Annotated in this window: 18 protein-coding genes; 7 read left to right on the forward strand and 11 right to left on the reverse strand. The window is 75.8% G+C overall.

The features are described 5' to 3' along the window. Nucleotides 1–71 precede the first annotated feature (71 nt). The 3 genes from ACYVQV_RS09815 to ACYVQV_RS09825 all read right to left on the reverse strand — a co-directional run bounded on the left by ACYVQV_RS09815 (nucleotide 72) and on the right by ACYVQV_RS09825 (nucleotide 5,491). Nucleotides 72–2,792, reverse strand: a complete 2,721-nt coding sequence (locus tag ACYVQV_RS09815) for an N-acetylmuramoyl-L-alanine amidase (protein ID WP_461023101.1) — start codon at nucleotides 2,790–2,792, stop codon at nucleotides 72–74. A 127-nt stretch (nucleotides 2,793–2,919) separates the two neighbouring features. Then, nucleotides 2,920–3,906, reverse strand: a complete 987-nt coding sequence (locus tag ACYVQV_RS09820; protein WP_461023102.1) for an LLM class F420-dependent oxidoreductase — start codon at nucleotides 3,904–3,906, stop codon at nucleotides 2,920–2,922. 94 nt (nucleotides 3,907–4,000) lie between these two features. Further along, nucleotides 4,001–5,491 (reverse strand): LCP family protein, encoded by a 1,491-nt coding sequence (locus ACYVQV_RS09825; RefSeq protein ID WP_461023103.1) that lies wholly within the window; start codon nucleotides 5,489–5,491, stop codon nucleotides 4,001–4,003. Between the two features lie 134 nt (nucleotides 5,492–5,625). On the opposite strand from ACYVQV_RS09825, the gene ACYVQV_RS09830 reads away from it, so the two are divergent. Beyond that, a complete protein-coding gene (locus ACYVQV_RS09830; protein WP_461023104.1) occupies nucleotides 5,626–6,069 on the forward strand; it encodes a CoA-binding protein in 444 nt (147 codons plus the stop codon). Between the two features lie 19 nt (nucleotides 6,070–6,088). Here the strand turns inward: ACYVQV_RS09830 and purE are convergent, their stop codons facing one another. From purE to ACYVQV_RS09850, 4 genes are all read right to left on the reverse strand, one after another. Continuing rightward, on the reverse strand, nucleotides 6,089–6,574 hold the full coding sequence (gene purE, locus ACYVQV_RS09835; RefSeq protein WP_461023180.1) for a 5-(carboxyamino)imidazole ribonucleotide mutase: 486 nt from the start codon (nucleotides 6,572–6,574) through the stop codon (nucleotides 6,089–6,091). Between the two features lie 62 nt (nucleotides 6,575–6,636). Further along, entirely contained in the window at nucleotides 6,637–7,833 is a 1,197-nt protein-coding gene (locus ACYVQV_RS09840) for a 5-(carboxyamino)imidazole ribonucleotide synthase (RefSeq protein ID WP_461023105.1), read from the reverse strand. A 493-nt stretch (nucleotides 7,834–8,326) separates the two neighbouring features. Next, a complete protein-coding gene (locus ACYVQV_RS09845; protein WP_461023181.1) occupies nucleotides 8,327–9,232 on the reverse strand; it encodes a hydroxymethylglutaryl-CoA lyase in 906 nt (301 codons plus the stop codon). A 119-nt stretch (nucleotides 9,233–9,351) separates the two neighbouring features. Continuing rightward, nucleotides 9,352–10,155 carry an enoyl-CoA hydratase/isomerase family protein gene (locus ACYVQV_RS09850; protein ID WP_461023106.1) on the reverse strand — a complete coding sequence of 268 codons (804 nt, stop codon included), beginning with the start codon at nucleotides 10,153–10,155 and terminating at the stop codon, nucleotides 9,352–9,354. 232 nt (nucleotides 10,156–10,387) lie between these two features. Between ACYVQV_RS09850 and ACYVQV_RS09855 the strand changes: the two genes are divergently transcribed. Beyond that, on the forward strand, nucleotides 10,388–11,755 hold the full coding sequence (locus ACYVQV_RS09855) for a CAP domain-containing protein (RefSeq protein WP_461023107.1): 1,368 nt from the start codon (nucleotides 10,388–10,390) through the stop codon (nucleotides 11,753–11,755). A 31-nt stretch (nucleotides 11,756–11,786) separates the two neighbouring features. Here the strand turns inward: ACYVQV_RS09855 and ACYVQV_RS09860 are convergent, their stop codons facing one another. The 4 genes from ACYVQV_RS09860 to ACYVQV_RS09875 form a co-directional block, all read right to left on the reverse strand. Continuing rightward, nucleotides 11,787–12,938 (reverse strand): adenylate/guanylate cyclase domain-containing protein, encoded by a 1,152-nt coding sequence (locus ACYVQV_RS09860; RefSeq protein WP_461023108.1) that lies wholly within the window; start codon nucleotides 12,936–12,938, stop codon nucleotides 11,787–11,789. Further along, nucleotides 12,935–13,492 (reverse strand): PH domain-containing protein, encoded by a 558-nt coding sequence (locus ACYVQV_RS09865; RefSeq protein ID WP_461023109.1) that lies wholly within the window; start codon nucleotides 13,490–13,492, stop codon nucleotides 12,935–12,937. Before ACYVQV_RS09865 ends, ACYVQV_RS09860 begins: the two co-directional genes overlap by 4 nt. 3 nt (nucleotides 13,493–13,495) lie before the next feature. After that, nucleotides 13,496–14,353, reverse strand: a complete 858-nt coding sequence (locus ACYVQV_RS09870) for a biotin--[acetyl-CoA-carboxylase] ligase (RefSeq protein WP_461023110.1) — start codon at nucleotides 14,351–14,353, stop codon at nucleotides 13,496–13,498. An 86-nt stretch (nucleotides 14,354–14,439) separates the two neighbouring features. Next, entirely contained in the window at nucleotides 14,440–16,218 is a 1,779-nt protein-coding gene (locus ACYVQV_RS09875; RefSeq protein WP_461023111.1) for a DUF5585 domain-containing protein, read from the reverse strand. A gap of 343 nt (nucleotides 16,219–16,561) precedes the next feature. On the opposite strand from ACYVQV_RS09875, the gene ACYVQV_RS09880 reads away from it, so the two are divergent. The 5 genes from ACYVQV_RS09880 to ACYVQV_RS09900 all read left to right on the forward strand — a co-directional run bounded on the left by ACYVQV_RS09880 (nucleotide 16,562) and on the right by ACYVQV_RS09900 (nucleotide 22,765). Beyond that, nucleotides 16,562–18,199, forward strand: coding sequence for an acyl-CoA carboxylase subunit beta (locus tag ACYVQV_RS09880; RefSeq protein WP_461023112.1), 1,638 nt, complete (start codon nucleotides 16,562–16,564; stop codon nucleotides 18,197–18,199). Next, nucleotides 18,196–18,732, forward strand: coding sequence for a hypothetical protein (locus ACYVQV_RS09885; RefSeq protein WP_461023113.1), 537 nt, complete (start codon nucleotides 18,196–18,198; stop codon nucleotides 18,730–18,732). Before ACYVQV_RS09880 ends, ACYVQV_RS09885 begins: the two co-directional genes overlap by 4 nt. Continuing rightward, nucleotides 18,729–18,962, forward strand: coding sequence for an acyl-CoA carboxylase subunit epsilon (locus tag ACYVQV_RS09890; protein WP_461023114.1), 234 nt, complete (start codon nucleotides 18,729–18,731; stop codon nucleotides 18,960–18,962). Before ACYVQV_RS09885 ends, ACYVQV_RS09890 begins: the two co-directional genes overlap by 4 nt. A 56-nt stretch (nucleotides 18,963–19,018) precedes the next feature. Further along, nucleotides 19,019–20,701 carry a DUF885 domain-containing protein gene (locus ACYVQV_RS09895; RefSeq protein WP_461023115.1) on the forward strand — a complete coding sequence of 561 codons (1,683 nt, stop codon included), beginning with the start codon at nucleotides 19,019–19,021 and terminating at the stop codon, nucleotides 20,699–20,701. 66 nt (nucleotides 20,702–20,767) lie between these two features. After that, nucleotides 20,768–22,765 carry a M15 family metallopeptidase gene (locus tag ACYVQV_RS09900; RefSeq protein WP_461023116.1) on the forward strand — a complete coding sequence of 666 codons (1,998 nt, stop codon included), beginning with the start codon at nucleotides 20,768–20,770 and terminating at the stop codon, nucleotides 22,763–22,765. Nucleotides 22,766–22,767: the final 2 nt, after the last annotated feature.

Consider the following 22,767-nt stretch of genomic DNA (forward strand, 5'->3'; position numbering starts at 1 on the left):
GTCGCGGCGTCGAGCAGTGTAGGTGGCCCGGCGGACCCCCGGCCAACCAGGTCAGCGACGGCTGGAGGGCCTCAGCGGTAGTAGCCGAGGACGTCGACCACGAGGTGCGTCCCGCCCGTGGTGTAGAGGTTGATGCGTCCGTCCGCGCCGACCGGGACCACGGCCAGGTTCGCCTGCTCGCGGCCCGAGCCGATGTTGAGGTCGGACGTCGCGGTGCGGGGCTGGCCGCTCGCCCACGCCGTGACGTAGGCGGTCCGCGCCGTCGTCCCGGTCGAGGTCAGCGTCACCACGGCCGCGGACACGCCCGCGGGCAGCGGCCGGCCGGTGCCCGCGACGGGCACCGCGCGCGTCTCCTGGGCGGCGAGGGCGCCGCCGCTGCTGCGGGTGTCCAGGGCACGGACCGGCGCCACCGGGGTGAACGTCCGGCTGCCGGAGGACCCGAACGTCCCGACGACGTCGACCACCACGTGCGCCTGGCTGCCCGAGGTGTACAGGGCGATCCTGCCGTCGCGCACCGGCACGATGGCGCGGTTGGCCACGTCGGCACCCTGCTGGTAGTTGGTGGTGGAGGTGCCGGGGACGGCGGTGCCCGCGGCGTACGCGGTCACGAAGCCCTCGCCCTTGGCAGCGGTCGTGGTGACGTTCACCATCACCGCCGACGCCGAGGACCCGCCCGGCAGCGAGCGGACGTCGACCGTCCGCACCTGGCCGTGGCCGACGGGACCCGTCGCCCGCGTGTCGAGCACCCGGGAGGCGGGCAGCGGCGTGAAGCGGCCGCCACCGGAGACCGGGAAGTAGCCGACGACGTCCACGACCACGTCGGTGCTGCCCTGGCCGTTGGTGACGGTCACCTTGCCGCCGGAGCCGACCGAGGTCGTCACCAGCGCCGCGGCCGACCGGCCGGCGTCGAGGTTGACCGCCGACGTCGAGGAGCCGGAGGTGCCCGTCGGGGCGACCGTCAGGTAGGTCGTCGTCGTGGCGCACGTGCCGGTGACGTTCAGCGCGACCGCCCCCACGCCGGAGGACGGCACGCCGGCCCGGCCCAGGACGGGGACGTCGACCCGCTGGTGGGCGTTCAGGGCGTCACCGTCCCGGGTGTCGAGGAGCCGGGTGGGGGTGACGGGCACGTAGCCGAGCTCGCCGCGCACGGGCGCCGGCGAGGCCTGCGGCGGCGCCGCCCCGGTGACGGTGAGCGGGAAGGTGTAGGGCAGGCCGGAGGTGCTGCCCGCCCAGGTGAGCAGCTCGACCCGGTACGCACCGCTGCCGAGCACCCGCCCGTCGTGACCGCGTCCGTCCCAGCCGATGGTCACCCGTGCGCCGCCGGGCGCGGAGGACTGCCGCGCGGCCACCTCCCGGCCGGTGCACAGCTCGATGACGCGCAGCCGGTACCCCTGGTGGGTCAGCAGCCCGGCCGTCACGGTCAGGCCGGCGCCCTTCTCGACGGTGGTCGCGCTGGCGGTCGGAGCCAGCAGGCTCGGCCCGACCAGCGCTCGCGCGGCGGTGCGGATCGCCCGCATCTGCGCGTACAGGTTCTTGCCGGGGCAGGCGGTGGACTTCACGTCGCGGTGGGCGAAGACCGTCGGCAGCGTCACGACGCGACCGGCGGGGTAGCTGCTGCTGCCGCCGGCGCTGGTGAGCTGGACGCTCGCCGCGGGGTCCACGAACGCGTTGCCGAGCTTCCAGGCGATGACGCGGGTGATGGCGTCGACCATGACCTGCGGTGCGGCGGCGGTCTCGTAGTTGCCGATCGCGGAGACGCCGACCGTGGAGGTGTTGAAGCCCCCGGCGTGCGCGCCGATGACGTTCTTGTCGATCCCGCCCGCGCGGCCCTCGTAGATCCGGCCCCACTTGTCGACGACGAAGTTGTAGCCCACGTCGGACCACTGCAGGGACTGGGTGTGGTACGCGTAGATGGAGCGCATCATCCGCACCGCGCCGGCCTGGTCGTAGTTGTTGGTGTCCGCCGTGTGGTGCACCGTGGCGGCCTTCAGCGTGGCGCTGTAGGACGGCGCCCCGCGGGTGAGGCGCTCGTCGGCCCCCCACTGCGCGCGGCTGATGATCTGGGGGGCGCCCACGGCCGCGTCGGCGGAGGCGAGCGGCGTGCGGCCGGTGACGTGCTCGTCGGTGGGCGAGTCGCCGGCGTCGACGAGCTCGACCTTCATCCCGGCCGGCAGCGTGCCGTCGACGGCGTCGTCACCGGCGACCCGCACCTGCACCCCGTCGGCGCCGTCGGCGAACAGCGGTGCGGTGCCGGCCCGGGTGGCGTTGCGGGCCTCCTCGCTGCCCGGGTCGGGGCCGGAGTCCTCGACCTCGAGCGCGTACCAGTCGGACCAGGTGCCCTCCTCCAGGACCCTGACCTCGACCGCCAGGTCGACGCCCGGGGTCTTGTCCCAGGTGACCGCGACGAGGTCGAACTCGTCGGTGCGCTGGGCGGCGGTCACCAGCGGGGCCGGCTCGGTGCCCGGCCGCGGGGCCGCCTGCGCGCCGGCCAGCAGCCCGGCGCCGTCGCCCGCGTCCTCGGCTGCGTCCCGCTCGGCGTCCGCGCCCTGCTCGTCGGCTGCGTCCTGCTCCTGGACCGCGGCCTGGCCGGCGCGCTCCCGGGCGTCGGCCTCGACCCCCGCGAGGGCCTGGGCGGTCGGCTCGCCGGCGGCGTCGGTCAGCTCGAAGCCGCGCAGGTCGGGCGTCACGGCCTGCGCGGGTGCGGTCGGCAGGCTGAGCACCGGGAGCCCGACGGAGGCGACGGCGAGCCCGCTCGACACGGCGATGGACAGGAGGGCACGTCGAAAGCTCATGACCGTCTTCTCGGCGTGGGACGGGTGTGACTGAAGAGCCGAATCGTGCCCGCTCCCGACCCGAGCGGTCAATCACCGAAAGTCACGAGCAACAACTGATTGTCAATGCCGGATCACCCGGTCGCCCTCACCCCAGGGCGGGCACGACCGCCTGCTCGAACAGCCGCACCGACGTCAGGTCGTAGGCCGCGTCGACGAAGTAGCAGATCGCGTACGTCATCCCCAGGCCCTCGAGCTCGCTCAGCCGCTCGGCCACCTGCTCCGGGGTGCCGACCAGGGGGCCGGTGCGGAACTGCTCGACGACCCGGTCGGCCCGCTCCGGCACCGTCCGGGCGTAGTGGTCGCGGATCCAGGCCAGCCGGTCCTGCACGTCCCGCTCGGTCTCACCGACCACGACGTTGTAGTTGGCCGAACGGGTGATCTCGGCGGGGTCGCGGCCCAGGTCGCGGCAGTGCCCCGCGAGCACCTCGCTCTTGTGGGCGAACCCCTCGGGGGTGCCGTCGAAGTTCGTGTACGCCGCGTGCTGCGCCGCGATCCGCAGGGTCTTGCGCTCCCCCCCTCCGGCCACCCACAGCGGGATGCCCCCCTCCTGCAGGGGCAGGGGGCGGCAGATGGCGCCGTCGACCTGGTAGTGGCGCCCGTCGAGCGTCGCCGTGCCGGTCTCCCACAGCTGGCGCATCACCTGCACGCCCTCGTCGAGCATCCGCAGCCGGTCCCCCGCCGACGGGAAGCCGTACCCGTAGGCGCGCCACTCGTGCTCGTACCAGCCGGCGCCGATGCCCATCTCGACCCGCCCCCCGGAGACGACGTCCACGGTGGCCGCCACCTTCGCCAGGTAGGCCGGGTTCCGGTAGGCCGTGCAGGTGCACATCTGCCCCAGCCGCACCCTGGACGTCGAGGCGGCGAGCGCCGCCATCAGCGTCCAGGCCTCGTGGGTGGCCTCCTGCGTGGGCTCCGGCACCGTGTGGAAGTGGTCGTAGACCCAGACCGACTCCCAGGTCGTGCCCGCGTCGGCGTGCTCGGCGACGGCGTGCATCGCGGACCACTGGTCGGCCGGGTCGATGCCGGTGAGGTCCAACCGCCAGCCCTGCGGGACGAACAGCCCGTATCTCATGCGGCGACCCTAGTGCGGCCGGCCGGGAGCGGGCAGGTCTAACCCGGGCAGGTCGAACCCGGGCAGGTCGAACCCGGGCGGCCGGCCCGCCGGGTCAGGCGGAGCAGACCGCCTCCACGGGCTGGGGTGCGGGCGCCGGGACGCCCTCGTCACCGGGGCCCTCGTCACCGGTCCCCTCGTCCGCCGGCTCGTCGGCGCCGCCAGCGGCCGAGCCCGACCCGCCGTCGTCCGCGCTCCCCGCGCCGTCCTCCCCCGCCGCCTCCGAGGCCGCCACCGCGTCGGCCACCATCTGCCGGGTCACGTCGAAGTCCGGGTCCCCGGTGTCCACGGCGGGAGGCACCAGCTGCACGCTGGTGATCGTGCGACCGCGGGCCTCGAGGGCCAGGTCCACGAAGTCGCCGAGGTGGGACTGCGGGATGTCGGTGCTGACCGCCTGCGGCGAGGCGGCGGCGACGTCCTGGAAGCGCAGGAGGAGGGTCTGCGGGTCGAGCTGGGCGAGCATCGCGGACATGACGCAGCGCTGGCGCGTCATCCGCTCGTAGTCGCTGCTCTCGAACCGCGACCGGGCGAACCACAGCGCGTCGTGCCCGTTCAGGCGCTGGCGACCGGGCTCGATCCAGGCGGTCGCCCGACGGGCGGTGACCGCCGCCTTCGGCACGCGCTGCTGGACGTCCACCTCGATGCCGCCCATCGCGTCGATGAGCTGCTCGAAGCCGCGCAGGTCGATGAGCGCGTAGTACTGGACCTCCAGCCCGGTGACACCCTCGACGGCGTCCTTGACGGCCTCGGCGCCGGGGTCCTTCGCGTCGCCGAAGAGCTCCGGGTGCTCGGAGCCGTACTTGTAGACGGCGTTGAAGTACCCCTCGTCGGCGGTGAAGCCGTCCGGGAACTGCGCCGCCAGCGGCGAGTCCGCGGGGAACGGCGCCCCGACCAGGTTGCGGGGGATGCCGACCTGCACGGCGGCGCCGGTGTCCGCGTCGACGCTGACGAGGATGTTGGTGTCGTTGCGCAGACCGAGGCGGTCCTCGCCCGCGTCCCCGCCCATCAGCAGCACGTTGTAGCGGCCGTCGACGGCGTCCGCCCGTGCGCCGCCGCCGAACACGTCGACGACGAGGTCGCGCTGGGCGGAGACGAGGTAGCCGCCGTACAGCAGGGGGCCGGAGGTGACCAGGACCATCACCGCCGTCACGCCGGTGAGCGCCTTGCGCGCCCGCGGCCCGAGCCGCCCGGGGCGCGCCAGCCGCCAGGCGTCGAGGAACAGCACGGCCCAGAGCAGGCCCATGGCGACGAGGACGACGACGAGCAGCAGCAGCGCGAACGGGTGCGTCAGCAGACCGAAGACGACCGACCGGTCCAGCCACACGAGCAGGGCCACCAGCGCGGCGGCCGCCAGCACCCCGAGGAACACGCGCAGGCCGAGGCGTCCGAGCCGCCGGTCCCCCGCCACCACCTGCGCGCTGCCGGGCAGCACCAGGGTCATCGCCACCAGCCAGAAGGCACGGCGGCTGCGCACCTGCTCGGGCGCCCCCTCGGGGTCCCGCAGCGGGTCGGTGGTCGGTCGGCGCGACCGGTGGGTTGTGCTCACGACCGACCAGTATCCGCTCGCGGCGCCCGCGCGCCGGTACCGACACGACACGCCCCCGTCACGTGCACACGCCCTGCACGCCCGTCCCCGGTCACCGGGTGCCCGGGCGGACCGGCCCGGCTAGCGTCGGCCGGGTGGAGACCCCCGACGCCAGCAGCCCGCACGCCAACGACCCGGACGTCGTCCGGCGCCTGCTCGCCACCCGGGGCCGGTGGGCCGTGGTCGGGCTGAGCGCCAACCGGGCGCGCACCGCCTACTCCGTGGCCGGCTTCCTGCAGGAGTCGCTCGGGATGACGGTGCTGCCGGTGCACCCCCGTGCCGAGGAGGCGCTCGGCAACCCGGGGTACGCCTCGTTGCGCGACGTCCCGGGCCCCGTCGACGTCGTCGACGTCTTCGTCCGCAGCGAGCTGGCCGGGGCCGTGGTCGACCAGGCGATCGAGGTCGGCGCCGGGGCCGTGTGGCTGCAGCTCGGCGTGGTGGACGAGGCAGCGGCCGCCCGGGCCGCCGCTGCGGGTCTCGACGTGGTCATGGACACCTGCCCGGTCATCGAGGCACCCCGGGTGGGTCTGCGGGGGTGACCCGGCCGGCCCGGTGACCTCAGCGCCCGGCGCGGGACCGCAGGCGCGCGCCCTTGTCGTGGGCGCTGCGGCGCAGGTCCTCCTGGAACCGCGTCATCCGCTCCCGCAGGCCCGCCCCCGCCTCACCGGCGTCGACGCCGAGGACGCGCACCGCGAGCAGGCCCGCGTTGCGCGCACCCGCCACGGACACCGTCGCGACGGGCACCCCGGCAGGCATCTGCACGATCGACAGCAGCGAGTCCATCCCGTCGAGGTGCTTGAGCGGCACGGGCACGCCGATCACCGGCAGGGGTGTGACGGAGGCGAGCATCCCGGGCAGGTGGGCCGCGCCGCCGGCGCCCGCCACCAGGACGCGCAGGCCGCGCTCGGCGGCGCCGCGCCCGTACTCGATCATCTCCACCGGCATCCGGTGCGCGGAGACGACGTCGACCTCGTAGGGGACGTCGAACTCCTCGAGCGCCTCGGCCGCGGCCTGCATCACCGGCCAGTCCGAGTCCGAGCCCATCACGAGCCCGACCAGCGGCTGATCGTCCACCAGGTGCCTCCCGTCCGTGCCGCGCGTCCGCGTCAGCCGTCGATCGTGCCGGTGATGAAGTCGGCGGCGTGGCGGGCACGGGCGCGCACGTCGTCCAGGTCGTCTCCGCAGACGGTCACGTGCCCGACCTTGCGGCCGGGCCGGACGGCCTTGCCGTACAGGTGCACCTTGACCGCGGGGTCGTGGGCCATCACGTGCAGGTAGGACCGGTAGAGGTCCTCGTGGTCCCCGCCGAGGACGTTCGCCATCACCGTCCACCGCGCGCGGGGGCGGGTGTCGCCCAGCGGGAGGTCCAGGACGGCGCGCAGGTGCTGCTCGAACTGCGACGTCACCGAGCCGTCGATGGTCCAGTGGCCCGAGTTGTGGGGCCGCATCGCCAGCTCGTTGACGAGCACGTGGCCGTCCCGGGTCTCGAAGACCTCCACGGCCAGCACGCCGGTCACCCCGAGCTCGCCGGCCAGCCGCAGGGCGGTGGCGGTGGCCTCGGCCGCCGTGTCCTGCGCCAACCCCGGCGCGGGCGCGAGCACCTCGGTGCAGACGCCGTCGGTCTGCACGGTCTGCACCACGGGCCAGGCGGCAGCCTGGCCGGAGGGGCTGCGCGCGACGAGCACCGCGAGCTCGCGGACGAAGTCGACCGCCTCCTCGGCCAGCAGCGGCTCGCCCGCGGCCCGGTCGAACCAGTCGGCGGCCGCCGCCGCGTCCGCGGCGTCGGCGAGCAGGCGCACGCCCTTGCCGTCGTAGCCGCCCCGCGGGGTCTTGAGCACGACCGGCCAGCCCACCTCGGCGCCGAAGGCCCGCAGGTCGGCGACGTCCCGGACGGGTGCCCACCGCGGGCACGGGACGCCGAGGTCGCCCAGGCGGGCGCGCATGACCAGCTTGTCCTGGGCGTGCAGCAGGGCGCCCGGCGGCGGCTGCACGCTGACGCCGGCCTGCTCGAGCGCGACCAGGTGCTCGTGCGGCACGTGCTCGTGGTCGAACGTGAGGGCCGCCGCACCGCCGACGAGGTCCTGCAGCGCGGCCAGGTCGGTGTGGTGGCCCACGCTGGTGTCGACGACGACCTGCGCGGCGCTGTCGTCCGGGTCGACCGTCAGCAGGCGCAGCCGGACGCCGAGCCCGACGGCCGCCTGCTGCATCATCCGGGCCAGCTGCCCGCCGCCGACGACGGCGAGGACCGGGAAGCCCGGACCGCCCGTCGGCGTGGTGGGGGTCGACGATGACGATCCGGTCACGATGCGAGCCTAGCCGCGTCCCCGGATGCGCCCCCCGAGGGGCCGGGACAGACTGGTCGCGCGACCCCGGAGCGGCCGGCACCTGGTCCGGACGGGGCACTCGTCCCAGCGACGGGTTCGCGAGCGGGACGCCGGCGGGGCGGCGTCCGGGGCACCGGGAGGACCCGGGGCCGGCCACCGGCGGGGCACAGCGACCGACCGGAGCAGAACCGGACGACAACCGGACGACCGAGGGGAAACCTGAGACATGCTCGAGATGGCAGCCGTCGTGCTGGCCGTCGTCGGAGCCCTGGTCTTCGTCATGCGGATGGACGACGACCCGACCCGTTGGGGGGCTCGGACGGACGGGACCGGAGGAGGACGTCACCGCGCGGGTCGGGGGGTGGCCTCACCCGTCGCGGACGCGGTCGCCGATCCCGCGCCCGCGAGGGCGCGCGCCGACTGACCGCCGCGCCGCCCGACAGGCCGACCGGCTCTCGCCGCCCGGCGTCGCTCAGGCGGCGACGGTGCGGCTGCGCGGTCCGGCCTTGAGCACACCGCTCGGCAGGTCGTGACCGACGACCTCCTGGGCGTAGGCCGCGGCCTCGAGCAGCGCGTCGAGGTCGACCCCGGTCCCGACGCCCATGTCCTCGAGCATGTGCACGACCTCCTCGGTCGCGACGTTGCCCGACGCGCCCGGCGCGTAGGGGCAGCCGCCGAGGCCGCCGACGCTGGCGTCGAACTCGCGGATCCCGTGCTGCACCGCGGTGAGCAGGTTGGCCAGGGCGGTGCCGCGGGTGTTGTGGAAGTGCATGAGGACGTCGACGTCGGGGTGCGCCCCGCGGACGGCGTCCGCCAGGGCGGCCACGCGGGTGGGCGTCGCGACGCCCGTCGTGTCCCCGAAGGCCAGCCGGTCCGCGCCCGCGTCCACCGCGCGCCGGACGACGTCCAGCACGCGCCGCACCGGGACGTCGCCCTCGTAGGGGCACCCGAACGAGGTGGCGACGATGACCTCGAGGCTGGCCCCCGCGTCGTGCGCGGCGGCCGCGACCTCCGCCACGGCCTCCAGGGACTCCTCGGTGGACCGGTTGAGGTTCTTGCGGTTGTGCGTGTCGGAGGCTGACACGACCACCTCCAGCTCCACGAACCCCGCCGCCAGCGCGCGCTGCGTCCCCCGCAGGTTCGGCACCAGCGCGGAGTAGCGCACGCCCTCGACCTTGTCGGCGGCGGCCCACACCTCGGCCGCGTCGGCCATCTGCGGGATGGCCCGCGGGTGCACGAAGCTGACCGCCTCGATGCGACGCAGGCCGGTGCGGGAGAGCATGTCCAGCAGCCGCACCTTCGCGTCGGTGGGCACGGGCGGCTCGTTCTGCAGCCCGTCGCGGGGTCCGACCTCGCGCAGGCTCACGCTGCGGGGCAGCTCGCTCATCGTCCTCGTCCTCTCCTCCGGGCGCTCACCCGGTGCCAACCAGCCGCGGTGCCCGGGTAGTCCCCGGGGCCGTCGGCCGTCGTGCGTCGCGCCGTCGTCCGCCGGGTCGCTCAGACGCCGGGCCAGCGGGGGCGGCGCTTCTCGGCGAAGGCGCGCACGCCCTCCGCCCGGTCCGCGGAGAAGGCGGTCGCGCGCCACGCGCCGTCCTCGACGTCCAGCCCGGTCGGCAGGTCGACGTCCATGCCGCGGCGCATCGCCCGCTTCGCCTGACGCAGCCCGACCGGCGAGTGGGCGGCCACCTGCGCCGCCAGCTCGAGGGCCGCGGCCCGGGCGGTGCCCGCGTCGACGAGCCGGTCCACCAGCCCGATCCGGTGACCCTCCTCGGCGCTCACGCGCCGGGCCGTGAACACGAGGTCCGCGGCCCGGGACCAGCCGAGCCGGCGGGTGAGCAGCTGGGTGCCGCCGCCGCCGGGGATGACGCCGACGGAGACCTCCGGCAGCCCGAGCACGGCGTCCGCCCCGGCCACGAGCAGGTCGCAGGACAGGGCGATCTCGAGGCCGCCGCCGAGAGCGAACCCGTCGACCGCGGCGACCGCCGGCACGGGCAGGTCCAGCACGCCGCCGTACGCGCGCCGGGTGACCTCCCGCTGCCGGCGCAGGTCGTCGTCGGTGAAGCGGTTGCGCTCCTTGAGGTCGGCGCCGACGCAGAACGCGCGAGGCGAGGACGAGGTCACCACCACCACCCTGGTCGCCGGGTCGTCGGCCAGGCCCCTCGTGGCGTCCGCGAGCGCGGACGCGAGCGCCGTCGAGACGGCGTTCATCGCGTCCGGCCGGTCCAGGACGAGCTCACGGACGCCGTCCGGGTGCTCCTCGACGCGCACGGGGCCGGGCTGGGACGCGGTGGGGTCGGTCATGGACGCCGGACCCTAGCGGCGCGACAGCGGCCGACTCCAGCGGCCACCGGCGACGTGCAGCGCTGAGTCGGGCTGTGAGCCTGCGGCTGAACCGGCCTGGTCCGCCCACCGGCCTGCCGAGGCCTGCGCGGTGCGCGCCCGTTTTGCGCACACCCGAACGGATGAAATACTCTGGGTGTCCGTGCGAACACGTTCAGTTGCTCTTGCGGCCCTCCTCGTCGCCGTCACGTGGATGAGCGCCCTCGTGGCCCCCTCCCCGGCGAGCGCCTCCCCGCAGCTGCTGTCCCTGGTCAACCAGGAACGCGCGGCGGCCGGTGTCGCGCCGCTGGCCCGCGCCGCCGACCTCGACCAGGTGGCGCAGCGCTGGAGCGAGCGGATGGCCGCCGAGAACCGGCTGCGCCACAACCCCTCCCTGTCCAGCGAGGTGGGCGGGTGGCGGCGGATCGCCGAGAACGTCGGCGTGGGCGGCAGCGAGGCCCAGGTGCACGGCGCCCTGATGGCCTCCGCCGGGCACCGCGCGAACATCCTGGACAGCCGTCACAGCCAGGTCGGGATCGGCGTCGCCACCGGGCACGGACGCGTCTGGGTCACCCAGGTCTTCCGCCAGCCGGTCGACGGCGCCGCGCCCGCCCCGGTCGCGCAGGCGCCCGTCGGCGCCGTGGACGTCGCGCGGGCCACCGCCCCGGGCCGCGCCGAGGTGCGCGTGGCCGGGTGGGCGCTCGACCCCGACGGGGGCACCACCTCGGTGCACGTCTACGTCGACGGCGGCTGGGGGACGGCGCTGGCCGCCGACCGCAGCCGGCCCGACGTGGCCTGGTCCTACCCGGGGCACGGCGACCGGCTGGGCTTCGACGGCACCGTCGCGGTGGGTCACGGCACCCACCGGGTGTGCGTGTTCGCCATCAACACCGGCCCGTCCGCGCCCAACCCCCTGCTCGGCTGCCGTCAGGTGACGGTGAGCGCCAACCCCTTCGGCACCCTGGACCGGGTGGCGGCCTCGGCGACCGACGACCGCGTCGCCGTCAGCGGCTGGACGATCGACCCCAGCAGCACCGCGCCGACCACCGTCCACGTGTACGTCGACGGCAGGTGGGGCACCCAGCTCGCGGCCGACCGGTCCCGGCCCGACGTGGCCGCGGCCTACCCCGGGCACGGTGACCGCCGCGGCTTCGCCGGCGAGCTGCGCCTGCCCGACGGCACCCACCAGGTCTGCGCGTTCGGCATCAACGTCGGGGCGGGCGACGCCAACACCCTCCTCGGCTGCCGGCGCGTCTCGGTCAACCGCAGCCCCCTCGGCTCCTTCGACAGCGCCAGCGCGCAGTCCGGAGGGGTGCGGGTGACCGGCTGGGCCGGCGACCCCGACAGCGCCGCCCCGACCAGCGTGCACGCCTACGTCGGCGGCCGCTGGGGCGGCGCCTACCCGGCCGACGTCCTGCGGCCCGACGTGCGCCGCGTGCACCCCGGCCTCGGCGAGCGGACCGGCTTCTCGGCGGTCGTGCCCGCCCGTGCGGGCGAGCAGGTGTGCGTGTACGCCATCAACGTCGGGCCCGGGTCCACGAACCCGCTGCTCGGCTGCCGGACGGCGGCTCCCTCGTCCTGACCGGCGGGCATCCCGCCAGCCCGCTCGACCGCTAGCCCGCCGGCACCTCGGGCGCGTCGTCCGGCGTCCCCGTCCCGTCCTCGGGGGCGACCGGCCCCGACTCCGCCCCGCGGACGACCCGGCGGGTCACCCGGTACGGCGTGACGGGCCCGATGCCGCGCAGCGTCCGGCGCGGCATCGCCTGCACCGAGAAACCCGACACCTCGTTGAGGGCGTTGGCCGTCGCCTCGTCCACGAGCACGGCGCCGGCCTGCGTGAGCGCCGTGAGCCGGGCCGCCCGGTTCACCGTCGTGCCGAAGACGTCGCCCAGACGGGCGACCACGGGCCCGGTCGCCATCCCGACCCGGACGTCGGGCAGCACCGGGTCGTGGGACATCTCCTCCGCCACGTCGAGCGCGATGCCCGCGGCCGACGACGCCCGCTGGGCCACGAAGAGGACCTCGTCACCCACGGTCTTGACCACCCGCCCGCCGTGCGAGGCGACGATGTCGGACGCCGTCGCCTCGAAGCGCTGCACCAGCGCCGCGAGCTCCCGCTCGCTCAGCCGGCGCACCACGCGGGTGAACGACACGAGGTCGGCGAAGCCCACGGAGCGCGACACCGCCTGCACCTCCTCGTCGGGCGCGTGCTCGACGACGAAGCGGCGCACGTGCGCCTCGAGGTGCCGGCGCCAGGCGTAGACCACCAGGGACTCCAGCCGGTCCGCGAGCGCCATCACCTCCTCGGCGACGCCGGCGGCGGCGTCCTCGCCGGTCCCCGAGGCACCGCCCTGCCCGCCGGCGGCCCGGCGGGCGGCGCGGCGCTCGTCGTGCACCTCGGCGACGAGCTGCAGCTGCCAGGACGCCATCCGGTCCACCGTCCGGCCGACCGCACGGGTCAGACCCAGCGCCGTCGCCTCGTCGACGAGGCCCTCGCGGACGAGGCCGGAGACCTCCCGCAGCGCCGCCACGTCGGCCTCCCCGAAGGCCGCCGCGCCCTCCTCGACGTTGGGGAAGCCCAGCGCGCGCCAGAACTTGCGCGCCGACAGCAGCGAGACGCCGGCCTCTCCGGACACCTCCCGGGAGCGCAGCCGGCGACCCGAGGTCCGCTCCCCGCTCGCCCGGTCCGTGACCGCGTCGCAGTCGCAGCGCGGAGGGTCCCCCTGCAGCGGGCGGCCGTGGTCGCAGTCGCCTCCCGAGGTCACCACGCCTCCTCCGCGCCCGTCGTCCCGCGCTCGGCCCGCCGGCAGTCCGCGGCCAGGGTGGACAGCCGGTCCTGCAGCCGCTGCGACCACGGCAGGCCGGCCAGCACCACCTCGGAGCGTCCCTCCCCCGCGCCCTCCACCTGCAGCACGAGGGTGCCCGCGCCGGTCAGGCGCTGGCGCAGCGTGCGGCGCAGGTCGACGGCCACGACCCGGCTCAGCGGGACGTCGCGCCGGTGGCGCGAGAACGTCCCCGTGCACAGCACGAGCCGACGGGTGGTGAGGCGGGTCGTCGTCGTCCACCACCGCGCGAACGGCCGGACGCAGAACCGCAGCACCACCACGGCCAGGACGGCGGCCACCGCGGCCCCGAGCGCGGGCGGACGGCCGTCCAGGAGCCCCACGAGCACGCCGGTGAGCGCTCCCACCAGGACGAGGACCAGCGCGGGTGGGACGAGGCAGGAGGCGTGCGGGCGGACGGTGACGACCTCCTGCTCCGCGGCTCCCCCGCCCGTCGCGCCGTCCGCGCGGTGCTCGTGCACCCCCAGCCCTCCCACGGCTCAACGCTCCTGCGGGCGCAGGTGGACGACCTCCCCGGCGGAGACCGCCACGGGACCGGCCGCCGTCGCGACCACGAGACGGCCCTGCGCGTCGACCTCCCGCGCCGTCCCCAGCAGCGGCGGCCTGCCCCCGGGGAGCTCCACCCGCACCGGCCGGCCCAGGGTCAGGCACCGCTCACCCACGGCGGCGTGCAGACCGCTGGCCCGTGCGTCGCCGTCGGCCGCGCACCAGTCCCGGTAGCGGCGGACGAGCCGGTCGAGGACGGCGGCGAGGACCGCCGGCGGGTCGGCCTGATCGGCGCCCGCGAGCAGGAGCGAGGTGGCCGTGGGCACCGGCAGCCGCTCCGCCGGCTGGCGGACGTTGACCCCCGCGCCCACGACGACCGCGTCGCCTCGGGGCGCGACCTCGGCGAGCACGCCGCAGACCTTGCGGTGCGCCCCGTCGGGCCCGGGGACGAGCACGTCGTTCGGCCACTTCAGACCGGCGTCCACCCCGGCCACGGACCGCAGCGCGTCGACCACCGCGAGGCCCGTGAGCAGCGGAACCCACCCCCAGCAGGCGACCGGCGGCGACGGGCGCAGCAGCACCGAGACCGCCAGCGCGTCACCCGGGGGCGTGGTCCAGGTGCGCCCCAGCCGGCCGCGGCCGGCGCGCTGGTCGTCGGTGACGAGCACGGACAGGTCCGGCCACGCCGGGTCCCCGGCGACCGCCAGCAGGTCGGCGTTGGTCGACGCCGTCGAGGCGACGACGTCCAGGCGCGTCACGGGCCCGGCCGGGCCGGCGAGCAGCCGGCGCAGGGCGGCTGCGTCCAGCTCCCGGCGGCTCCCCGCCTCGGCGGCCCCCATGACGTCGGTCACGCCGACAGCCTAGGCCGCCGGCCCGGCCGTCCCGTGGACGGCACGCTCGCCGTCCCCCGGGCGGCCGGGCCGGGTGGCGGGTCGGCTCAGGACGCCGCCCCGAAGTAGCCGAGCACGTCGACCAGGACGTCGGCGGACCCCTCGTTGAGGCGGATGCTCGCGCGACCCTGCGAGTCCAGCGGCACCACGGCCATGTTGGCCGCGGGCAGGCCGGGGGCGACGTTGACGTCGGAGGTCGGCGGCTGCGGCCGCCCCGCCTGCCACGCCGTCGCGTAGGTCCAGGTCGTCGCGCCGTCCAGGGTCAGGCTGACCACGGCCGCGCTGGCCCCGGTGGGGACGCCGCCGCGGCCACCGAGCTGCACGGTGCGGGTGGTCCCGGCGGTGAGCCGGGGGACGCCGCCGGTGCCGTCGCGCGAGTCCACGACCCGCGACGGGGACAGCGGGCGGTACCCGGCTCCCGCACCGGGCGCGAAGTACCCCGTCACGTCGACGACGCCCCGACCGCGGGCCGAGCTGAAGACGGACAGCCGGTCACCGGACAGGCCCATCAGGCTGCGGTTGGCCACCGCGGTCCCGGACCGTGCGTTGACGCTCGAGGTCGACGGCCCGGCGCCGCCCGGCGTCCCCGGGGCGAGGGTCAGGAAGCTCTCGCTGGGGGCGACGACGGTGGCGTTGGCGCTGACCGCCGTGGCTCCGGCCGGGACGCCGGGCGGCACCGCCGTCCACGTGCCCGGAGCCAGCGTGGCGTCCAGGGCGCGCGACGCCGGCAGCGGGGTGTAGCGGGCACCGGAGCCGTCGGCGGGGTGGTAGCCCACCACGTCGGCGACCAGGTCGGTGCGGGCGCCACCGGTCCGCAGGCTGACCTCTCCACCCGTCCCGACCGGCACGGTGACGAGGGCGGCGACCGAGCCGCCCGCGCTGGAGTTGAGGCTGGACGTACCCTGGTACGTGGCGCCGGCGGCGTGCGCGCCGACCCACAGGGCGCCGGCCGCGTTGGCGGCGGTGACGTTGAGGACGACGGCGGCGACGCCCGAGGCCGGCACCCCGCCGGTGCCGGTCACGGCGACGTCGACCCGCCCGAACCCGGGCACCCAGCACGCGCCGTCCACACCCGTCCCGTGCCGGGTGTCGAGCACCCGGTGCGGCTGCACCGGGACGTAGCCCAGGGCGGCGGTCGACGGCGCCGGCGGGGCCTTCGGGGTCGGCGGCGTGACGCAGGGCTCGCGGGTCTCACCGGCGAGCGTGTACCAGGTGGTCTGCTGGTGGGCGCCCGCCCAGCTCAGCGAGATGTGCACGTGGTTGCGGTGGCAGATGTTGTCGAACTCCGGCCCGGTCCGGACCCGCTGGCAGTCGCTGTACTCCCGCCAGTAGGCGCCGTTGCGGCTCAGGGAGAAGGTCATGCTGTCGTAGATGATGTACGAGACGCCGAGGCGGCGGGCCATGGCGTTGGGGTTGCCGTGCTGGTCGGTCGCCAGCAGCCACGTGATCAGCTCGTCGGCCATCGCGTCCTGGGCCGGGATCCGGGCGTTGGTCATCCAGTCGATGGAGCGCCCCTCCTCGTGCCCGCTGTTGCTCGCCGTGCAGCTGCGGCTGATGTTCGAGCCGGGTCGGCTGCCCCACGTGCGGTGGATCAGCGCCTGCAGGCTCAGCGCCCCGGGCTTGGCGGTGGGGTCGCACCCCGACTCGGTCTCCCAGCCGGCGTACGCGTCGATGTACCGGGGGAACACGGGCGTGGCGGGGGTGGCGGCGCCCGCTGTGGGGGCGACGGCGACCAGCCCCGCGACGGCGAGGACGGCGGTGACCAGCACCGCGACGAGCCGGCGGGGCGCCGCGGCGCGGCGACGAGGGGTCCTGGGGGTGGGCACGAGCGGGTTCTCCTGCGGTTCGGGGACGCGTGCGGGCGCCGTGGGGCCCGTGGTGGTCTCGGCACCGACGGCGCGGACCTTGAGCCCGCGGACCGGACGAACCCAGGTGATTTCGGTACACGCTGGACATATCGGGCAGCACATCCTCGCACGCGTCCCCCGGCTCGACGGCCCGCCCCGCACCGAGGCCGCACCGACACCGAGCTCCTCGGGTGTGGCCGACGCCATGCGGCCGCCCCGTGCGCGCCGCACTAGGCTTCGCGGCCAGGACGCCCGAGCCCGCCGTGCGCACCGCACGCCGCCGGGGGGCGTCAGAGGTCCGCACGCCAGAAGGAGCCCGAGCATGGCCAGCCCCCTGACCGAGCCGTCCCCGACTCCCGACGGCGACGCCACCGAGCCCGACCTGCACAGCACCGCGGGCAAGGAGGCCGACCTGCGCCGCCGCATCGACGAGGCGGTGCACGCCGGCTCCGCGCGGGCCGTCGAGAAGCAGCACGCCAAGGGCAAGAAGACCGCCCGCGAGCGGATCGAGGCGCTGCTCGACGAGGGGTCCTTCACCGAGCTCGACGAGTTCGCCCGGCACCGCTCCACGAACTTCGGCCAGGAGGCGAACCGCCCCTACGGCGACGGCGTGGTCACCGGCTACGGGACGGTCGACGGCCGCCCGGTGTGCGTGTTCGCCCAGGACTTCACCGTCTTCGGCGGCTCGCTCGGCGAGGTCTTCGGCGAGAAGATCGTCAAGGTGATGGACCTCGCCATCAAGACCGGCTGCCCCGTCATCGGGATCAACGACTCCGGCGGCGCGCGGATCCAGGAGGGCGTGGCATCCCTCGGCCTGTACGGGGAGATCTTCAAGCGCAACGTGCACGCGTCGGGCGTCGTGCCCCAGATCTCCCTGATCATGGGCCCGTGCGCGGGCGGCGCCGTGTACTCCCCCGCCATCACCGACTTCACCGTCATGGTCGACCAGACCTCGCACATGTTCATCACCGGCCCGGACGTCATCAAGACGGTGACCGGCGAGGACGTCGCGATGGAGGACCTCGGCGGCGCCCGCACCCACAACACCAAGAGCGGCAACGCCCACTACATGGGCACCGACGAGGACGACGCGATCGAGTACGTCAAGGAGCTGCTCTCGCACCTGCCCTCGAACAACCTGTCGGACCCGCCGGTGCTCGGCGGCGACGACCCCGCCGCCCTCGAGGTGACGGACGCCGACCGCGAGCTCGACGGGTTCATCCCCGACTCGGCGAACCAGCCCTACGACATGCACACCGTCATCGAGCACGTCCTCGACGACGGCGAGTTCCTCGAGACCCAGCCGCTGTTCGCCCCGAACCTGCTCACCGGCTTCGGGCGGGTGGAGGGACGCAGCGTGGGGGTCGTGGCCAACCAGCCGATGCAGTTCGCCGGGACGCTGGACATCGACGCGTCCGAGAAGGCCGCGCGCTTCGTCCGCACCTGCGACGCCTTCAACGTCCCCGTGCTGACCTTCGTCGACGTCCCCGGGTTCCTGCCCGGCACCGACCAGGAGTGGGACGGCATCATCCGCCGCGGCGCGAAGCTCATCTACGCCTACGCCGAGGCGACCGTCCCGCTGGTCACGGTCATCACGCGCAAGGCCTACGGCGGCGCCTACGACGTCATGGGGTCCAAGCACCTGGGGGCCGACGTCAACCTCGCCTGGCCGACCGCCCAGATCGCGGTCATGGGCGCCCAGGGCGCGGTGAACATCCTGTACCGCAACCAGCTCAAGGAGGCCGCCGAGCGCGGCGACGACGTCGAGGCGGCGCGCCAGCGGTTCGTCACCGAGTACGAGGACACCCTCGCCAACCCCTACGTCGCCGCCGAGCGCGGGTACGTCGACGCGGTGATCCAGCCCTCGTCCACGCGCAGCATGGTGGTCAAGGCCCTGCGGATGCTGCGGACCAAGCGCGAGTCGCTGCCGACGAGGAAGCACGGGAACATCCCCCTGTGAGCGACGGACGACGCGGCCCCGACCCCACCACCGGCGACGACCTCGACGCCGCCGTCGAGGACGCGGTGGCCGCGCTGCGCTCGTACGTGACGCTGGCACGCGGGGTGCGCGGGGAGTTCGACCCCGAGCAGGCCGACCTCGACCCGAGGGTCGAGGAGTCGGCCGTCTCGCTCGGTCTGGCGCTGGGGCGCCTCGAGGACGAGTTCGAGTCGACGGTCGGCTTCGTGCCCACCATCGAGCCGATGTGGGAGGACGACGGCGGGCCGGTCGAGGACGACGAGCCGGAGGCCGTCCCGCCGCTGGCCGCCGACGCGTTCAGCGTCGGGCTGGTCGTCGGGGTGGACGAGGGACGCTCCCCGGACCAGCTGGACGGCGTGATCGAGGTCCTCGACGAGGCGGCGGGCGACCTGGTCGCGCGCCTGGAGGCCGACGGCTTCGTGGTCTCGGAGTACTTCGTGGCCCGCGGCGAGCACGCCGGGGGCGGCCCGGGTGACGACGAGGGCCCGCTGGGCCCCGACGAGGAGGACCGGTGAGCGACCACGAGAACGCCGCGGACACCGCGCGCCCCGCGCTGCGGGTCGTGCACGGTGCGCCGACGGCCGAGGAGGTCGCCGCGCTGGTGTGCGTCCTCGCGGCGACGGGCGGCGCGACCGGCTCCGCGGACGCCGGGCCCACGAGCGCGTGGACGCACCGCGAGCTGGCGCTGCGGGGCACCGTGTCCCCCGGGCCCGGCGCCTGGCGCGCGTCGGCGCTGCCCCGCTGACGGGGCGCCACCCCGGCGCGGCCTTCCCCGGGGCGGGACGTCGGTAGGGTGCGCGCGTGACGAGCCAGCGAGACCCGCGCCCCACCAGCAGGATCGACGAGATCGCGAACGCGTACGTCGACGACGTCTGCGCCCTCGACCCCTTCACCGCCACCTACCTCGGCGTCGCCGGGCACGACGACGAGGTGACCGACCTGTCGCCGGACGCGGTCGACGAGCGCGCCGCGCTGGCCCGACGGTTCCTCGAGCAGGTGACCGCGGCCCGGCCCGCGGACGCGGTGGACGAGGTGACCGTCTCCGCCGTCCGCGAGCGCGTCGGCCTGGAGCTGGAGATCCACGACGCCGGCCTGGCGTACGGCGGGCTCAACGTCATCGCCTCCGACGCGCAGACGATGCGCGACGTCTTCGACCTGATGCCGACCGCCACCCCGGACGACTGGGCGACGGTGGCCCGCCGCATGTCGCGGCTCGGCCACAGCGTCGACGGCTACGTGGCGGGCCTGCGCCGCGCCGTCGCCGACGGCAACGCCCCGGCGCGCCGGCAGGTCGAGGCGGTCCTGGAGCAGGTCTCGCGGCTGTCGGAGCCGGGGTCCGGCTTCTTCGCCGACCTCGCCGGCCGCGGCGGGACGGGCGCCGGCCCCGCGCTGGCCTGCGACCTGGACGCGGGCGCGCGGTCGGCCGCCGAGGCGTACGGGCGGCTCGGGGCGTACCTGCGCGAGGAGCTGCTGCCCGCCGCCCGCGCCGAGGACGCGGTCGGTCGCGACGCCTACCAGCTGTGGTCGCGGTACTTCCTGGGCGCCACGGTCGACCTCGACGAGACGTACGCGTGGGGGCAGGAGGAGCTCGCCCGGATCGAGGCGGAGATGCGGTCCGTGGCCGACCACGTCCTGCCCGGCGGGTCCATCGAGGACGCCGTCGCCCACCTCGACGCGGACCCGGCGGTGAACATCGAGGGCAAGGAGGCGTTCCGCGACTGGATGCAGGAGCGCGCCGACGCGGCCGTCGAGGCGCTGGCCGGCGTCCACTTCGACGTCCCGGACCCGGTGCGCCGGATCGAGTGCATGATCGCCCCGACCAGCTCGGGCGGGATCTACTACACCGGCCCGTCGGAGGACTTCTCCCGTCCCGGCCGGATGTGGTGGGCGGTGCCGGACGGCGTCACGACGTTCGCCACCTGGCGCGAGACGACGACCGTCTACCACGAGGGAGTCCCCGGCCACCACCTGCAGGTGGGCCAGACGATGGTCCGGGCCGAGCTGCTCAACCGGTGGCGCCGGATGATGTGCTGGACGTCGGGGCACGGCGAGGGGTGGGCGCTGTACGCCGAGCGCCTGATGGCGGACCTCGGCTTCCTCGACGAGCCGGCGGACCGGCTCGGGATGCTCGACGGATCCGCCTTCCGCGCCATGCGCGTCGTCGGCGACATCGGCCTGCACTGCGGTCTGGAGGCGCCGGCCGAGCTCGGTGGCGGCACGTGGGACGCCGACCGGCTGTGGGCGTGGATGACCGCCCACACCCGCCAGCAGGAGGAGTTCCTCCGCTTCGAGCACCTGCGCTACCTGGGCTGGCCCGGCCAGGCGCCGTCCTACAAGGTCGGTGAGCGCCTGTGGCTGCAGCTGCGCGACGAGGTGCGCGCCCGCGAGGGGGAGGCCTTCGACCTCAAGGCGTTCCACCGTCGCGCGCTGGACGTCGGCTCCGTCGGGCTGGACACGCTGCGGGAGGCGCTGCTGCCGCGCTGAGCGCCCGCCCGACCCGTTCCCCTCACGCACTGTCCGCGGGACGTGACGGCGGGTTAGTGTCCCGGCATGGAGGCCAGGACGTCACGCCCGCGGGCGCTCGCCACCGTGCTCGCGGCCCTGGCGGTCGCCGCCGCGCTGGTGGTGGCCCCGTCGAGAGGCCAGGGACCGGCCGACGCCGCGGCGCCCACGCCCGCGTTCACCGGCTCGGTGCACCGGGTCACCTCCGCCGACCTGCCGTCCTCCTGGCGCGCGGGGTGCCCGGTCGGCCCGGCGGACCTGCGGCTGCTGCGGCTGCTGCACCACGGGTTCGACGGCGCGGTGCACCAGGGCGAGCTGGTCGTGCACGCCGACTCGGCGCACCGTGTCCTGCGGGTCTTCCACACCCTGTACCGCCAGGGGTTCCCGATCGAGCGGATGCAGCGCGTCGACGCGTTCGGCGGCTCGGACGACGCGTCCATGGCCGCGAACAACACCTCGGCGTTCAACTGCCGGCCCGTCGCCGGCGGCACCTCGTGGTCCGAGCACGCCTACGGTCGCGCCATCGACCTCAACCCGGTCCAGAACCCGTACGTGTCGGGCTCCACGGTGCTGCCACCGGCGGGCCGCGACTACCTGGACCGCCGGGTCGTGCGCCCAGGGATGGTGCTGGCCGGGGACGCCACGACCCGCGCCTTCGCCGACCAGGGCTGGGGCTGGGGCGGCTCGTGGACCCGACCCGTTGACTACCAGCACTTCTTCGCCGGCAGCGACGGCCGCAGGCCCCACCCCGACCCCGGGACGGCGCCCGTCGGCGCCGTCGACGGCGTCTGGAGCGACGGCAACACGGTCACCGTGTCGGGGTGGGCCCTCGACCGCGACCACCCCTGGGAGTCGATCCCGGTCGCGTTGTACGCCGACGGTCGCGGGGTCGGCTGGTACGCCACCGAGGTCCACCGCGCCGACGTCAACGCCGCGTACGGGGCCAGCGGCAACCACGGCTTCGTGCTGGAGGCGCTCCTGCCCGACGGGGTGCGGGAGCTGTCGCTGTACGGGATCGCCGTCGGGCCGGACGCCGGCGCCAACCCCCTGCTGGGACGGGTCGTCCACCACGTGAACCCCGCGCACCCGCCGGTGGGCAGCATCGACTCGGTGAGCACCGTGGCCGAGCGCCCGGGCGGCGAGAGGGTGCGCGTGCGCGGGTGGGCGGTGGACCGCGACGACCCCGCCGCGGCGATCTCGGTGGCCGTGTTCGTCGACGGCGCCGGCGTGGCGTGGTTCCCGACCGGGGTCCCGCGGCCCGACGTCAACCGCGTCCTCGGGGTCACCGGCGACCACGGCTTCGACCTCGAGCTGGACCTGCCCGACGGGCGCCGGCGCATCGACGTCGTCGGCATCGCCGTCGGGGCCGACCGCGGCCGCAACCCGATCCTGGGCACCCGCGTCGTCGACGTCGGACCGCGCGCGCCGTTCGGTCGCGTCGACAGCGCGGTCGGCGCCGGGGGCCAGGTGACCCTGCGCGGTTGGGCGCTCGACCCGGACACCCCGGCGGACCCGGTCACGCTCGTCGTGCGGCGCGACGGCGCCGTCGTCGCCGAGGTGGTGACGTCGCAGCCCCGTCCGGACGTGAACCGGGCGCACGGCACGACCGGGGACCACGGCTTCGAGGCGCGGTTCCCCGCGCCGGTCGGCCCCTCCGGCCTGACGGTCCACGCCCGGGACACCGCCGGGCGGCTCGCCGACGTCCTCGTCGACAGCCGGACCGTGAGCGTGGCGCCCCTGGGGCCCCTGGGCAGCGTCGACGCCGTCACGGCCGTCCCCGGGGGCCTGGAGGTCCGCGGGTGGGCGCTGGACCGCGACACCCCGGCCGCCGACGTCCCGGTGGCCGTCTACCTCGACGGCGTCGGCGTCGCCTGGTTCCCGACCGGCATCCCGCGGCCCGACGTCAACGCCGCCTTCGGGACGGCCGGCGACCACGGCTTCGCCGTCCGGCTGGACGCCGCCGCCGGCCGGCGGACCGTGACCGTGTACGCGATCGGCGCGCACGGCACCGCGCTCGCCGGGTCCGGCACGGTCACCGTCCCCTGACC

The organism is Thalassiella azotivora (genome assembly GCF_054781695.1).

Bases quoted from the DNA above. Each gene is read 5' to 3' on its own strand.
- ACYVQV_RS09815 (WP_461023101.1), bottom strand. From the start codon at position 2,792: ATGAGCTTTCGACGTGCCCTCCTGTCCATCGCCGTGTCGAGCGGGCTC.
- ACYVQV_RS09820 (WP_461023102.1), bottom strand. From the start codon at position 3,906: ATGAGATACGGGCTGTTCGTCCCGCAGGGCTGGCGGTTGGACCTCACC.
- purE (WP_461023180.1), bottom strand. From the start codon at position 6,574: ATGGGCTCGGACTCGGACTGGCCGGTGATGCAGGCCGCGGCCGAGGCG.
- ACYVQV_RS09850 (WP_461023106.1), bottom strand. From the start codon at position 10,155: ATGACCGACCCCACCGCGTCCCAGCCCGGCCCCGTGCGCGTCGAGGAG.
- ACYVQV_RS09855 (WP_461023107.1), top strand. From the start codon at position 10,388: ATGAGCGCCCTCGTGGCCCCCTCCCCGGCGAGCGCCTCCCCGCAGCTG.
- ACYVQV_RS09880 (WP_461023112.1), top strand. From the start codon at position 16,562: ATGGCCAGCCCCCTGACCGAGCCGTCCCCGACTCCCGACGGCGACGCC.
- ACYVQV_RS09900 (WP_461023116.1), top strand. From the start codon at position 20,768: ATGGAGGCCAGGACGTCACGCCCGCGGGCGCTCGCCACCGTGCTCGCG.